General features: G+C 63.9%; 11 protein-coding genes. 8 read left to right on the top strand and 3 right to left on the bottom strand.

The window, feature by feature from the left end; genetic code table 11:
- The first annotated feature begins 51 nt into the window (after window positions 1-51).
- From recR to AC04SH_RS08800, 8 genes are all read left to right on the top strand, one after another.
- A complete protein-coding gene (recR, locus tag AC04SH_RS08835; RefSeq protein ID WP_488574726.1) occupies window positions 52-657 on the top strand; it encodes a recombination mediator RecR in 606 nt (201 codons plus the stop codon).
- Between the two features lie 27 nt (window positions 658-684).
- Window positions 685-1,962 carry a lytic murein transglycosylase gene (locus AC04SH_RS08830; RefSeq protein ID WP_488574725.1) on the top strand — a complete coding sequence of 426 codons (1,278 nt, stop codon included), beginning with the start codon at window positions 685-687 and terminating at the stop codon, window positions 1,960-1,962.
- Window positions 1,963-2,241: 279 nt separating this feature from the next.
- Window positions 2,242-3,879 carry an ABC transporter substrate-binding protein gene (locus AC04SH_RS08825; RefSeq protein WP_488574724.1) on the top strand — a complete coding sequence of 546 codons (1,638 nt, stop codon included), beginning with the start codon at window positions 2,242-2,244 and terminating at the stop codon, window positions 3,877-3,879.
- An 18-nt stretch (window positions 3,880-3,897) separates the two neighbouring features.
- Window positions 3,898-4,959: an ABC transporter permease gene (locus AC04SH_RS08820; protein ID WP_488574723.1), complete on the top strand. Its 1,062-nt coding sequence runs from the start codon at window positions 3,898-3,900 to the stop codon at window positions 4,957-4,959.
- A complete protein-coding gene (gene nikC / locus AC04SH_RS08815; protein WP_488574722.1) occupies window positions 4,956-5,876 on the top strand; it encodes a nickel transporter permease in 921 nt (306 codons plus the stop codon). The genes AC04SH_RS08820 and nikC overlap by 4 nt, the downstream gene beginning before the upstream one ends.
- Window positions 5,873-6,718, top strand: a complete 846-nt coding sequence (locus tag AC04SH_RS08810) for an ABC transporter ATP-binding protein (RefSeq protein WP_488574721.1) — start codon at window positions 5,873-5,875, stop codon at window positions 6,716-6,718. Before nikC ends, AC04SH_RS08810 begins: the two co-directional genes overlap by 4 nt.
- Window positions 6,715-7,464, top strand: a complete 750-nt coding sequence (locus tag AC04SH_RS08805) for an ABC transporter ATP-binding protein (RefSeq protein WP_488574720.1) — start codon at window positions 6,715-6,717, stop codon at window positions 7,462-7,464. Before AC04SH_RS08810 ends, AC04SH_RS08805 begins: the two co-directional genes overlap by 4 nt.
- Before the next feature lie 30 nt (window positions 7,465-7,494).
- On the top strand, window positions 7,495-7,809 hold the full coding sequence (locus AC04SH_RS08800) for a hypothetical protein (protein ID WP_488574719.1): 315 nt from the start codon (window positions 7,495-7,497) through the stop codon (window positions 7,807-7,809).
- A 232-nt stretch (window positions 7,810-8,041) separates the two neighbouring features.
- Here the strand turns inward: AC04SH_RS08800 and AC04SH_RS08795 are convergent, their stop codons facing one another.
- Genes AC04SH_RS08795 through AC04SH_RS08785 form a run of 3 tightly spaced genes read right to left on the bottom strand, consistent with a single transcriptional unit; the run spans window position 8,042 to window position 13,337 of the window.
- Window positions 8,042-11,131 (bottom strand): efflux RND transporter permease subunit, encoded by a 3,090-nt coding sequence (locus tag AC04SH_RS08795; protein ID WP_488574718.1) that lies wholly within the window; start codon window positions 11,129-11,131, stop codon window positions 8,042-8,044.
- Entirely contained in the window at window positions 11,128-12,213 is a 1,086-nt protein-coding gene (locus AC04SH_RS08790) for an efflux RND transporter periplasmic adaptor subunit (RefSeq protein ID WP_477233637.1), read from the bottom strand. The genes AC04SH_RS08795 and AC04SH_RS08790 overlap by 4 nt, the downstream gene beginning before the upstream one ends.
- On the bottom strand, window positions 12,210-13,337 hold the full coding sequence (locus tag AC04SH_RS08785; RefSeq protein ID WP_477233638.1) for an efflux RND transporter periplasmic adaptor subunit: 1,128 nt from the start codon (window positions 13,335-13,337) through the stop codon (window positions 12,210-12,212). The genes AC04SH_RS08790 and AC04SH_RS08785 overlap by 4 nt, the downstream gene beginning before the upstream one ends.
- Window positions 13,338-13,375: the final 38 nt, after the last annotated feature.

The following is a 13,375-nucleotide window of genomic DNA, read 5'->3' as shown; positions in this document are numbered from 1 at the left end:
GTGCGTATGCGGCATGTTTCAAAGCGCGCCGAAAAATCCTAGATCAGTGCGATGTCCAAGCGAATCGCCGGTCCCGAGATCGAACGCCTGATCCAGCTCCTGGCCAAGGTGCCGGGGCTCGGGCCGCGTTCGGCCCGGCGCGCGGCACTGCACCTCATCAAGAAGAAGGAGCAGCTTTTGTCACCGCTCGCCGCCGCCATGGCCGAGGCGGCCGACAAGGTGCGCATCTGCACGACCTGCGGCAATGTCGATACGTCAGACCCCTGCATGATCTGCACCGATCCGCGCCGCGATGCCTCAACGCTGATCGTCGTCGAGGATGTCTCGGATCTCTGGGCGTTGGAGCGGGCGGCGGCGATGAACGTGCGCTATCACGTGCTCGGCGGCACGCTGTCGCCGCTCGACGGCATCGGTCCAGAACAGCTCAACATCCGCTCGCTGGTCGACCGCGTCGCCGGCGGCGAGGTCAAGGAGGTCATTCTCGCCGTCAACGCCACGGTCGAGGGCCAGACGACGGCGCATTACCTGACCGACCAGCTCTCGGGTTTCGAGGTCAAGGTGACACGGCTCGCCCATGGTGTGCCCGTTGGCGGCGAGTTGGACTATCTCGATGAGGGTACACTGGCCGCCGCGTTGCGAGCGCGGACGGCGTTTTGACGCAATTGGCGGGAGGGTGCTGCTGAGATGACTGCATTCCTTCGCGCCCGCGCGACAGAGCGCGGATCTTTCAGATTGGCGCTTGTTACGCTTCTCGCATCCGTTATCGCCCTGCTTTTTGTAGCTCCCGCCTCCGCCGCCAAAATCGACGACCAGTTCCGCGCCTGGCTGCAGACCGACCTCTGGCCCGAAGCAAAAGCCAAAGGCATCTCCAAATCTACCTTCGATGCCGCCTTCGACGGCGTGAAGCCGAACCTCAAATTGCCCGACCTCGTCCTACCCGGAGAAAAGCCCAAAACCCCGCAAAAGCAGCATCAGGCCGAGTTCGGCTCGCCCGGTGCCTATTTCGCCGAAAAAACGGTGCGCGCCGTCACGTCAGGTGGGCGAACGCGCGAAGCGGCCAATGCCAAGACGCTGGCTGCTATCGAGAAACGCTACGGCGTGCCGGGCGAGGTGCTGCTGGCGATCTGGGGTCGCGAGACCGGCTTCGGCGCCGCGAAAATGCCTTACGACGCGTTCGAGGTGCTCGGCACCAAGGCGTTTATGTCGACCAAAAAAGACTTCTTCCGCACTGAAGTGCTGGCCGCACTCGAAATCGTCGAGCGCGGTCTGGCCCCTGTCGGCGCCATGAAATCGTCATGGGCCGGCGCGCTCGGCCAGCCGCAATTCATGCCGACATCGTTCCTGAAGCATGCCGTCGATTTCGACGGTGATAGCCACCCCGACATCTGGAATTCGACCCCGGACGTGCTGGCCTCGATCGCCAACTATCTCGTCCATTATGGCTGGGTGAAGGGTCGCGGTTGGGGTTTCGAGGTCACGGTTCCGGCAAGCGTTTCCTGCTCGCTCGAAGGTCCCGATCAGGGCAAGAAGATCTCAGCCTGGGCGGCGCTGGGAATCAGCCGCGTCGGCGGCAAACCGTTTCCGGGCAGCGAACTGAAAGCCGAAGGTTTTCTGCTGATGCCGGCCGGGCGCAGCGGCCCGGCCTTCATCGCGACGCCCAACTTCTACGTACTCAAGGAATACAACACCAGCGACCTCTACGCCCTGTTCATCGGCCATGGCGCCGACCGCATTGCTCACGGTGATGCCGACTTCGCCGGCAAATGGGGTCCGGTCGGTGGCCTGCACCGTTCCGACATCGCCGCCTTGCAGCGGGCGCTGGAGGCCAAGGGCTACGATGTCGGCAGCGCCGACGGTCTGCCCGGCTTCAAGACCCGCCGCTCGATCGGCAGCTGGCAGGAAAAGAACGGCCGCGCCGCCACCTGCTTTCCCAACGCCGATCTGGTCGCCGCGATAAAATAGCACTCAATAAAATAGCACTGACAAGAGCAGTTTTTTCCGGATCGGGCGCTGCAATTGGCCGGGCCATGCTTCGACGTCCGTCGCTCATTCCGCTCCAATATGCCGGCTCATAAAATGCCCGTTGCCGGTTGGAGAGCTGCCGGATAGGGTGTTGACCAACTGGACAAAAACCAACACGGTAAGAGGTCGAACGGCCGTTCTCCGGCCTCGAAAAAAGAACACTGCAGCCCTGAGCCGGGAACTCGGGGTCAACAATCAACAAACCAGGGAACAATCATCATGATGCTCGAAAAATTTGCTCTGCGCTCTCGTACCTTGCTCGCGGGCGCGGCGTTGTCGGCCTTGCTCGTAGCGCCGGCCTTGGCCGTGACGCCCGCCGACACGCTGGTCGAAGGTTTTGCGATCGACGACATCATCACCATGGATCCGGGCGAGGCGTTCGAATTGTCGACCGCCGAGGTCACCGGCAACACCTATGATCTGCTTGTCCGCCTCGACCTCAGTGACACGTCCAAGGTCAAGGGCGATCTCGCCGAGAGCTGGACCGTCTCCGATGACGGCCTGACCTATACCTTCAAGCTCAAGCCCGGTCTGAAATTTGCCTCGGGCAACCCGATCACCGCGGCCGACGTCGCCTACTCGTTCGAACGCGCCGTCAAGCTGGACAAGAGCCCGGCCTTCATCATCGGCCAGTTCGGCATCAGCGGCGACAATGTCACCGAGAAGGCCAAGTCAATCGATGACACAACCTTCCAGTTCAGCGTTGACAAGGCCTATGCGCCGAGCTTCGTGTTGAACTGCCTGTCGGCAACCGTCGCGTCGGTGGTCGACGCCAAGCTGGTCAAGGAACATGTCGCTGCGGTGACGCCGAGCGCCGACTACAAATGGGACAATGATTTCGGCAATGCCTGGCTGAAGACCGGCTATGCCGGCTCCGGCGCCTTCAAGCTGCGCGAATGGCGCGCCAACGAAGCCGTCGTCATGGAGCGAAACGACAATTACTACGGTGAGAAGGCCAAGCTTGCCCGCGTCATCTATCGCAACATGAAGGAGAGTTCGGCCCAGCGCCTGGCGCTCGAAGCCGGCGACATCGACGTTGCCCGCAATCTCGAGCCGAACGATCTCGACGCCATCGCCAAGAACGCCGATCTCACCACCACCGGCGCGCCGAAGGGCACGGTCTACTATATCAGCCTCAACCAGAAGAACCCGAACCTCGCCAAGCCCGAGGTGCGCCAGGCGTTCAAGTATCTGGTCGACTATGATGCCTTGGGTTCGACCATCCTCAAGGGCATTGGCGAGATCCACCAGACGTTCCTGCCCAAGGGCGTGCTGGGTGAACTCGACGAGAATCCGTTCAAGCTCGACGTCGCCAAGGCGAAGGAACTGTTGGCCAAGGCCGGTATGCCGGACGGCTTCAGCGTAACCATGGACGTGCGCAGCAAACAGCCGGAGACAGGCATGGCCGAATCGATCCAGCAGACGCTGGGTCAGGCCGGCATCAAATTGGAGATCATCCCCGGCGATGGCAAACAGACGCTGACCAAATACCGCGCCCGCAACCACGACATCTATATCGGCCAGTGGGGCCAGGATTACTTCGATCCGAATTCCAATGCCCAGACCTTTGCGTCGAACCCCGACAATTCGGACGCCGGCAAGTCCCATACGCTTGCCTGGCGCAACTCCTGGGACATTCCGGAGCTGACCAAGGAAACGGAAGCGGCTCTGCTCGAGAAGGATGCAGGCAAGCGCGCCGATATGTACAAAGATCTCGAGAAGAAGATCCTCGACACCAGCCCCTTCGTCATCATCCACCAGCAGCTCGAAGTGGCCGGCCTGCGCAAGAACCTCAAGGGCTTCGCGCTCGGCCCGAGCTTCGACACCAACTTCGTCGGGCCGGTGTCGAAGGAATAGTGCCCGCGGACGCGCAGCATGAGCGCGATTGAAAACGGGGGCGGGCGCGGCAGCGCCCGCGCCGTCGCGCTTGCATCATCGCTCGGCCGTTTCCTGGTCATCGCGATCACGACCTATCTTGGCCTGCTTGCGGTGACCTTCTTCATCGGCCGTGTCATCCCGATCGACCCGGTGCTGGCGGTGCTCGGCGACCGGGCGCCGGCCGATGTCGTCGAACGCACGCGCCGCGAGATGGGGCTCGACCTGCCGCTGATCCAGCAGTTCTATATCTATGTGAAGAATGCGCTGAATGGCGATTTCGGCACCTCGGTGCTGACCACAAATCCGGTCATGACCGACATCCGTCGTGCCTTTCCGGCAACCATCGAACTGGCAACTTTGGGCACGCTGATAGGCTCGTTGCTCGGCGTGCCGCTCGGCGTGCTGGCAGCGGTAAAACGCGGCAGCCTTATCGACCAGATCGTACGCGTCATCGGCCTGATCGGTTACTCAGTGCCGATCTTCTGGGTCGGGCTTCTGGGGCTCGTCCTGTTCTACGCCAAGCTGCAATGGGTGGCTTTCCCGGCCCGCCTCGACGTCGTCTACGAATACACCTTCACGCCGATCACCGGTTTCTATCTGCTCGACGCCGCGATGCAGGGGCAATGGGATGTCTTCTACGACGCCTACCGCCACATCATCCTGCCGGCGTCGCTGCTCGGCTATTTTTCGCTCGCCTATATCAGCCGTATGACGCGCTCCTTTATGCTGAACGAGCTGTCGCAGGAATACATCGTCGCCGCGCGCGCCAAGGGCCTGTCGGAAACGCGCATCATCTGGGGCCATGCACTGCGCAACGCGGCAGTGCCGATGGTCACGGTTATCGCACTCTCCTATGCCGGGCTGCTCGAAGGTTCGGTGCTGACCGAGACCGTGTTCTCCTGGCCCGGCATCGGCCTCTACATCACCAATTCGCTGCAGAACGCCGACATGAACGCCGTGCTTGGCGGCACCATCGTCATCGGTTCCGTGTTCATCGGCATCAATCTCCTGTCCGACGTGCTCTACAAGGTGCTTGATCCGAGGACGAAGGTCCGATGAGCGCCGAGGTAATCCAGACCCGACGTGACTGGCTGCTCAGCGAGCGGCCGGCCTCGCGCATGCAGGCAAGGCTCGGCCGTGCCTATGTCGCCTGGCGGCGCTTTTCCGCCAACCGGCTGGCGTTTCTCGGCCTGTTGATCATCATCGCGCTGCTGGTCGTCGCCGCCTTCGCCGATGTGCTGGCGCCCTATTCGCCGACCATTGGCGATTTGAAGAATGCGCGTCTTTTGGCGCCGAGCGCGGCGCACTGGTTCGGCACCGACGATCTCGGCCGCGATATCTATTCGCGCATTCTTTTTGGCTCGCGCTGGACGCTCTATGTCGTCATCCTCGTCGCCATCATCGCCGCACCAATCGGCCTGCTGGTCGGCACCGTCGCCGGCTATGCCGGCGGCTGGACCGATGCCATCCTGATGCGCATCACCGACATCTTCCTCGCCTTCCCCAAGCTGATCCTGGCGCTGGCGTTTGTCGCCGCACTCGGGCCCGGCATCGAGAACGCGGTGTTGGCCATCGCCATCACCTCCTGGCCGCCTTACGCCCGAATTGCCCGCGCCGAGACGCTGACCGTGCGCAACTCCGATTACATCAAGGCGGTGCAATTGATGGGCGCCTCGCCCTTCCGCATCGTTCTGCGCCACATCATGCCGCTCTGCATCTCCTCGCTGATCATCCGGGTGACGCTCGACATGGCCGGCATCATCCTCACCGCTGCCGGCCTCGGCTTCCTCGGCCTCGGCGCGCAGCCGCCGCTGCCGGAATGGGGCACGATGATCGCGTCGGGCCGCCGCTTCGTGCTCGACCAGTGGTGGGTGGCCGGCGCGCCGGGCTTTGCCATCCTGATCGTCAGCCTCGGCTTCAATTTGCTTGGCGACGGCCTGCGCGATGCATTGGACCCCAGGAGTGGCGATCAATGAGCGGCGCGACAGGCACATTGCTTGAAGTCGACGATCTGCGCGTCGATTTCCCGACCCGCACCGGCCTGATCCAGGCGGTGCGCGGCGTCACCTTCTCGCTCGGCCGCGAGCGTCTCGGCATTGTCGGCGAGAGCGGTTCCGGCAAGTCGCAGACCGGCCGCGCGATTATGGGGCTGACCCCGCCGCAGGCCCTTGTGACGGCCAAGACGCTCGCCCTCGACGGCGCCGACCTTCTGGCCATGCCGGCCCGGCAGCGCCGGGCGCTGCGCGGCAAGCGCATCGCCATGATCCTGCAAGATCCGAAATATTCGCTCGACCCGGTGATGAGCATCGGCCGCCAGATCGTCGAGACGCTGCGCACGCATGAGAAGGTCTCCAAGGCCGAGGCCCGCGAGCGGGCGCTGGCCATGCTCGAAGCCGTTCAGATCCGCGATCCCTCGCGTGTCTTCGACCTGCATCCACACGAGGTCTCCGGCGGCATGGGCCAGCGCGCCATGATCGCCATGATGCTGATCGCCGGGCCGGAACTGATGATCGCCGATGAGCCGACCTCGGCGCTCGACGTCACCGTGCAGCTTGACGTGCTCGGCATCCTCGACCGGCTGGTCAGCGAGCGTGGCATGGGGCTGATCTTCATCTCGCACGATCTGCGGCTGGTTGCGTCTTTCTGCGACCGCGTCATCGTCATGTATGCCGGCAAGGTGGTCGAACAGCTCAAGGCCTCGGAATTGCGCGACGCCCAGCATCCCTACACGCGCGGCCTGCTCAACTGCATGCCCAGGATCGGCTACGAACGCCATCCGCTGCCGGTGCTCGACCGCAAGCCGGAGTGGGCCGCATGACTCCAGCCATTTCCATTGACGGGCTGGAGGTGGTGTTCGACCGGTTTCGCGCGCTGAAAGGTGTCAGCCTGGAGGTGCAATCGGGTGATTCTTTCGGCCTGGTCGGCGAGAGCGGTTCGGGCAAGTCGACGTTGCTGAAAGCCATTGCCGGCCTGGTGTCGGCCAAATCCGGCACCATCACGGTCAACGGCAAGACGCTGGGCGCGCGCCGCGACAAGGCCTTCTATCGCGAAGTGCAGATGGTCTTCCAGGACCCCTATGGTTCGCTGCATCCGCGCCAGACCGTCGACCGCCTGCTGCAGGAACCGCTCGCCATTCACGGCTTTGCCGACGGCGAACAGCGTATCCAGCGGGCGCTGGACGAGGTCGGCCTCGGCAACGGTTTCCGCTTCCGCTACGCGCACCAATTGTCCGGCGGCCAGCGCCAGCGCGTTGCCATTGCCCGCGCGCTGATCCTCGAACCCTCGATCCTGCTGCTCGACGAGCCGACCTCGGCGCTCGATGCCTCGGTGCAAGCCGAGGTGCTCAACCTACTCGAGGAGGTGCGGCGGCGGCGCAAGCTGACCTTCCTGATGGTCAGCCACGACCTCGCCATCATCACCCATATGTGCGAGCGGCTGATGGTGATGCAGAGCGGCGAGGCGGTAGAGAATCTCACCGCGAGCCAGTTGATCGGGCATCGCGTGACCAAGGATTATACGCGCAACCTGTTGAGGGCGAGCGAGGGGTTTGTGCGGACAGCGTGAGTTCGCTCGGACTGTTTTTGGGGAAACGCCATGGGTGAGTGGAAGTTTTCAGATCCGCCCAATGTCGCGGTTTTTGTAGACAGGAGCATCTTCAAACGGGATGACTGGATCGCATATGTGTCGCATGACGATGAAGACGGCAGCTGGCAATTTCACAACAGCGAGCCCGGTCCAGCCGAAGACGACGACATAATGATCGTCAGCCTGCAGAATGTGGTGAAGCGGGATGAGAGCATCCTCCAATTGGCCGACTTGCCGGAAGGCTGGCATGCCTGGCGAAGCTCAAAATCGTCGCCCTGGCAGCGGGCCAAGTCGCGTCCTGTCGGCTTCAATGACAACGAATGATGCTCGCGGCGAGTGAGGCGCTTGTAAGCACATAGCGCGGAGGTCGCGATCTGTCGCGCCCCCCTCTGGCCTGCCGGCCATCTCCCCCACGGGTGGGGAGATTAGCTGTCATCGCGGTTTTCGCAAATCACCAGTGTTGCAGAATTGGCGCGGCGCCGAAACCGCTGATCTCCCCCTAGTGGGGGAGATGTCCGGCAGGACAGAGGGGGGCGCGAAGGAACTCGACCTTGCCTTACGTCTCCGCAACAGCAGCGCCTTCCATCACAGCGTTGTCCGCCTCCACATTCGGCTCCTTGATCCGGAACCACGTCACATAAAGCGCGGGCAGGAACAGCAGCGTGATCGCGGTACCCGCAATGATGCCGCCCATCATGGCGTAGGCCATCGGTCCCCAGAACACTTCGCGCGCGATCGGGATCAGCGCCAGGCTCGCCGCCGCCGCCGTCAGCGCGATCGGCCGCATCCGGTGTTCGGTCGCCTCGATCACCGCCGCCCAGCGGTCCTTGCCCTCGGCGACGAGATCTTCGATCTGCACGATCAGGATGACCGAGTTGCGGATCAGGATGCCGATCAACGCCAACACGCCGAGGATGGCGACGAAGCCGAGCGGCGCGCCGCTGGGCACCAGGGCCGCCACCACGCCGATCAGGCCGAGCGGCGCGACCGCCACCACCAGGAACAGGCGCTGGAAGCTTTGCAGCTGGATCATCAGGATGGTCGCCATGACGAACAGCATCAGCGGCACGACGGCGGCGATCGGTCCCTGGCTCTTGGCGCTTTCCTCGACCGAGCCGGCAGTTGCGACCGAATAGCCGGGCGGCAGCTTGGCGATGAAGGCGTCGACTGACGGCTTCAATTCGTTGACGACGGTTGCCGGCAGCACGTCGCCGACCAGCCCGGCGCGCACGGTGATCGTCGGAATGCGGTTGCGCCGCCACACCGTCGGCTGTTCGAGGTCGTAGCGGAAGTTGGCCACCGCCGCGAGCGGGATCGCCTCGCCATTGCCGGTCGGCAGCTGCATGTTCTGCAGCGTGTCGATCGAGCCGCGTTCGGCCTCGCGCGAGCGGGCGATGACGTTGATCAGGTAGGTGGCGTCGCGCACCTGGGTGATGGTGGCGCCGCCGACCGTGCTGTTCAGCGCGCTGGCGATGTCGGACGAGGTGATGCCGAGCTGGCGCGCCTTGTCCTGCAGCACATCGACCCTCAGCACGCGCTGCGGCTCATTCCAGTCGAAAGTCGGCGCCGCCAGCTTCGTATTGACCGAGATCAGGCCGGCAAATTGTTGCGCCAGCTCGCGCACCGTCTGGATGTCGGGTCCGCCGACGCGGTATTGCACCGGGCGCCCGACCGGCGGCCCGAGTTCCAGAGGCTTGACGAAGGCATCGGTTCCGACGAATTCTTCGCGCAGCAGTTTCTCCAGCACCGGCTTCAGCCGGTTGCGCGCCTCGATGCTCTTGGTGACGATGACCGTCTGGCCGAAATAGGGATTGGCCGGCTGCACGTCGAAGGCAAGCAGGAAGCGCACCGCGCCCTGGCCGATATAGGACGAGAAATGGTCGACGTCGGGATTGCCGGCCAGCGCCCGGCCTTCGAAGCGCTCGATCTGGTCGCGCGTCTCGGTGACCGACGAGTTCTGCGGCAGATTCCAGTCGACAATCAGCTCAGGCCGGTCCGAAGGCGGGAAGAACTGCTGCTGGACAAGGCCGAAGCCGGCGATTGAGCCGGCAAACAACAATACCGTGACGAAGATCGTCAGCCAGTGGTGTCGCACCGAGCCCACGAGCACGCGCCGGAACAGGCTGGTGAAGCGTCCCGGTTGCTCGTGCTTTTGCTTCATCGTCGCCGGCAGGATGGTAACGCCGAGCAGCGGTGCGAACAGCACCGCCACGATCCATGACACCAAAAGCGAGACCGCGATAACGACGAACAGCGTAAACGTGTATTCGCCGGCGGCGCTGTTGTTGAGGCCGATCGGGATGAAGCCGGCGACCGTCACCAGCGTGCCGGTCAGCATCGGGAAGGCGGTCGATGTGTAGACATAGGTCGCCGCCTTGCGCAGATTGTCGCCGACCTCCAGCCGCGCCACCATCATCTCGACCGCGATCATGGCGTCGTCGACCAAAAGGCCGAGTGCGATGATCAGCGCCCCCAGCGAAATGCGCTGCAGCGAGATGCCGAGATAGGCCATGACCGTGAAGGTGATGGCCAGCACCAGCGGGATCGACAGTGCTACGACGAAGCCGGCGCGCATGCCGAGGCTGATGAAGGACACGGCAAGCACGATGGCGACGGCCTCGGCCAGCGCCCGGGTAAAGCCCGAAACGGCTTCCTCCACGATCACCGGCTGGTCGGCGACCAGATGCACGCCGACGCCAACCGGCAGGTCGGCCAGCACCTCGTCCATCTTCTTCTCAAGCGCCGCGCCGAATTCGAGCAGATTGGCATTGGGCTTCATGCCGATGGCGAGCCCGATGGCATCCTGGCCGTTGAAGCGGAACAGTGCCGTCGGCGGGTCTTCATAGCCGCGCCGGATCGTTGCCACATCGCTCAGCCGGAAGAAGCGGTCATTGACGCGCAGATTGATGCCGCGCAGGCTCTCCTCGGAGGTGAACTGGCCACCGACGCGCACGCTGACGCGCTCGGGTCCGGATTCGACGACGCCCGACGGGGTGATGGCGTTCTGCGCTTGCAGACTGGCCACGATCGCCTGCTGGTTGAGGCCGAGGGCTGCGATCTGGCGGGTCGAGAATTCGAGATAGATGGCTTCGTCCTGGGCGCCGACCAGATCGACCTTGCCGGCATTGGGCACAGTCAGGATCTGGGTCCTGACATCCTCGACATAGTCGCGCAACTGGCGCGGCGTCAGCCCGTCCGAGGTGAAGGCGTAGATATTGCCGAAGACGTCGCCGAAGCGGTCGTTGAAGAACGGCCCCTGCACGCCTTGCGGAAATTGGGGCGCGATGTCGTTGACCATGTTGCGCACCTGGGTCCAGTTCGGCACAACATCGCGCGCCTTGGTGGTGTCCTTCAGGTTGACGAAGATGACGGTCTTGCCGGCGGTGGTGACCGAGCGGGTGAAGTCGAGGCTGTCCAGTTCCTCGAGCTTCTTTTCGATGCGGTCGGTGACCTGCCGCACCGTCTCGTTGACCGAGGCGCCCGGCCAATTGGCCTGGACGATCATGGTCTTGATGGTGAAGTTCGGATCTTCCTCGCGGCCGAGATTGAGGTAGGCGAAGATGCCGGCGACGACGAAGACCAGCATGAAGTACCAGACCAGCGAGCGGTGGTTGAGAGCCCAGTCGGAGAGGTTGAACCCCTTCATGACGCCCCTCCTTGTGGAGTCTTGACCTTCTGGCCCTCCACCAGGCTGTGGACGCCGGCGGTGACGACGCGCATCCCGGCCTCAAGTCCTTCGGCGACGATGAAGCTGGCGGCGCCCTTCGAGGCGATCTTGATGTCGCGCGTCGAGACGCTCGACGTCTTTTCATCGACGATCCAGACCTTGTCGCCGCCATTCTTCTGCAGCAGCGCCGACAGCGGCAGCTCGATCGTCGGCGCCACCTTAGCCACCCGTGTCGCCGTCACCGTCGAGCCGAGCCGGAAGGCCTGCGGCGGATCGGTGAGCGTCAGCTTGACGCGGCGGCTGCGGGTCGAACTATCGGCCTGCGGCGCGATCTCGCGCAGCGTGGCCTCGGTCTGGATCGACGGCAGCGATTGCAGGATGACGCCGAACGGCGTGCCGACAGCCAGATCGCCGATCAATTGGTCGGGAATGTCGACCACCGCTTCGCGCAAATCCGAGCGCGCCACGGTGACGATGGTCTGGCCCGCCGAAACCGTCTGGCCGACCTCGGCGCCGGTGGCGGTGACGACGCCGTCGAAGTCCGAGAACAGCCTTGCATAGCCAAGCTGCTCCTGCGATTTGGCAAGCGCTGCCTTGGCCCGCTCGACGCCGGCTTCGGCCGCTTGCCTCGCCTGCTGCGCGGCATCGAAGACGGCCTGCGAGGTGTTGGCCGCGGCGAGCAACTGGCGCTGGCGGTCCTCGCTGGCGGCGGCGTTGGCGAATTGCGCCTCGGCATTGGAGAGTTCGGCCTTTGCCGCCTGTACGGCAAGCTCGAGCGCCGTCGGATCGAGCGTGGCGATCGTCGTGCCCTTGCTGACGATGTCGCCGACCTTGACGTCGCGCGAGACGACGCGGCCGAGCAGGCGGAAGGCGAGGTCGGCGCTGACCTGCGGCTCGATGGAGCCGGCAAAGCCGAAGGTCTGCGTCGTCTGCGGCTCGATCACCATCGACAGCACCGGCCGGATGATCTCGGGCGGCCTTTCCTCTGACTTCGAACAGGCTACGAGCATCGCAACTGAAAACAGAGCGGGCACGAGAAGCAGGATGCGCAGCCGCCTCATTGTGCTGCTCCCGAGATTTCAACCGTCTGCCCGGGACTGAGCAGCTGGCCGCCCGCGGTGACGACGCTTTGTCCGGCCTCCAGCCCCTTGTCGACGACAACCACGCCGGAATCGAAGGCCAGCACATTGACCAGGGCTGTTGTCACCGCCTTGGTCGAGGGATCGACAATCCAGACAGCCGGCTTGCCCTCGATCGAGGTCAGCGCCTGCCAGGGCAGGATGACGGCCTTCGCCGACCTGGCGTTGACCGAGCCGATGACCGTGGCGCCGAGCGGCATGCCTGCCGGCGTGTCGGCAATGCCGACCTTGACCCGGACCGACCCCGAAGCCGGATCGACCGCGGGGGAGACTTCGCGCACCTTGCCCAAGGCCTTCACCTGCGGGTCGGCAAGCAGCGTGATCGTCACCGAGGGCGATGGCGCCGTTTTGGCGACCAGCGTTTCCTGGACATTGAACACCGCATCGCGGTCACCGTCCTCGGCGACGGTGAAGACCGTCTGTGCCGCCTGCACCACTTGCCCGGATTCGACCTGCCGAGCGGTGATGACGCCGGCAGCGCCCGCCTTGAGCTCGGTGAAGGACAGGTTCTCTTTGGCGTTGGAAAGCGCGCTCTGCGCCTGGTCGACACTGCCTTGCGCCACCTTCTGCGCCTGGTCAGCGGCATCATAGTCCCGCCTGGTGGTAAAACCCTGGGCAAGCAGGGTTTTCTGCCGTTCGAAGGTGGCGGCCGCCTGGGTCAGTTGCGCCTGCGCGGCGTCGAGATCGGCTTGCGCCGAGCGCAAATCGGATTCCTGTTCTTGCGGATCGATGCGGGCGAGCACGGCGTCCTTGTCGACATGCTGGCCGACATCGACAAGCCGTTCGGCGACGCGGCCGCCGACACGGAACGACAGATTGTTCAGCGTGCGCGCCGCGATCACGCCTGTCAGCGAGCTCCTCGGCGCATAATCGGCCATCGCCACCGTCTCGGTGCGCACCATGATCGGCAGTTTCTTGGCCGCCTCCTGCTTCTGGCAGCCGGCCAGCAGCAGCGGCACCATCGCACAGGCGAGAAGGATCGGAGAAAACGAAAGAAGGCCTGAGGCCGGGCGCTGCGGGGCGGACGATGTCGCGTTTCTGCTCATAGGGTCCCTCACCGATCCGGAACGCTCATAACGGGTGA

It is taken from the genome of Mesorhizobium sp. CNPSo 4688, from assembly GCF_057784295.1.
The sequence above is the reverse complement of the archived record's forward strand: the minus strand, read 5'-3'. Positions and strand labels throughout refer to the sequence as shown.

Coding starts and splice junctions, on each gene's coding strand:
- AC04SH_RS08830 (WP_488574725.1), top strand. CDS start 685: ATGACTGCATTCCTTCGCGCCCGCGCGACAGAGCGCGGATCTTTCAGA.
- AC04SH_RS08810 (WP_488574721.1), top strand. CDS start 5,873: ATGAGCGGCGCGACAGGCACATTGCTTGAAGTCGACGATCTGCGCGTC.
- nikC (WP_488574722.1), top strand. CDS start 4,956: ATGAGCGCCGAGGTAATCCAGACCCGACGTGACTGGCTGCTCAGCGAG.
- AC04SH_RS08805 (WP_488574720.1), top strand. CDS start 6,715: ATGACTCCAGCCATTTCCATTGACGGGCTGGAGGTGGTGTTCGACCGG.
- AC04SH_RS08795 (WP_488574718.1), bottom strand. CDS start 11,131: ATGAAGGGGTTCAACCTCTCCGACTGGGCTCTCAACCACCGCTCGCTG.
- AC04SH_RS08790 (WP_477233637.1), bottom strand. CDS start 12,213: ATGAGGCGGCTGCGCATCCTGCTTCTCGTGCCCGCTCTGTTTTCAGTT.
- AC04SH_RS08820 (WP_488574723.1), top strand. CDS start 3,898: ATGAGCGCGATTGAAAACGGGGGCGGGCGCGGCAGCGCCCGCGCCGTC.
- recR (WP_488574726.1), top strand. CDS start 52: ATGTCCAAGCGAATCGCCGGTCCCGAGATCGAACGCCTGATCCAGCTC.
- AC04SH_RS08800 (WP_488574719.1), top strand. CDS start 7,495: ATGGGTGAGTGGAAGTTTTCAGATCCGCCCAATGTCGCGGTTTTTGTA.
- AC04SH_RS08785 (WP_477233638.1), bottom strand. CDS start 13,337: ATGAGCAGAAACGCGACATCGTCCGCCCCGCAGCGCCCGGCCTCAGGC.
- AC04SH_RS08825 (WP_488574724.1), top strand. CDS start 2,242: ATGATGCTCGAAAAATTTGCTCTGCGCTCTCGTACCTTGCTCGCGGGC.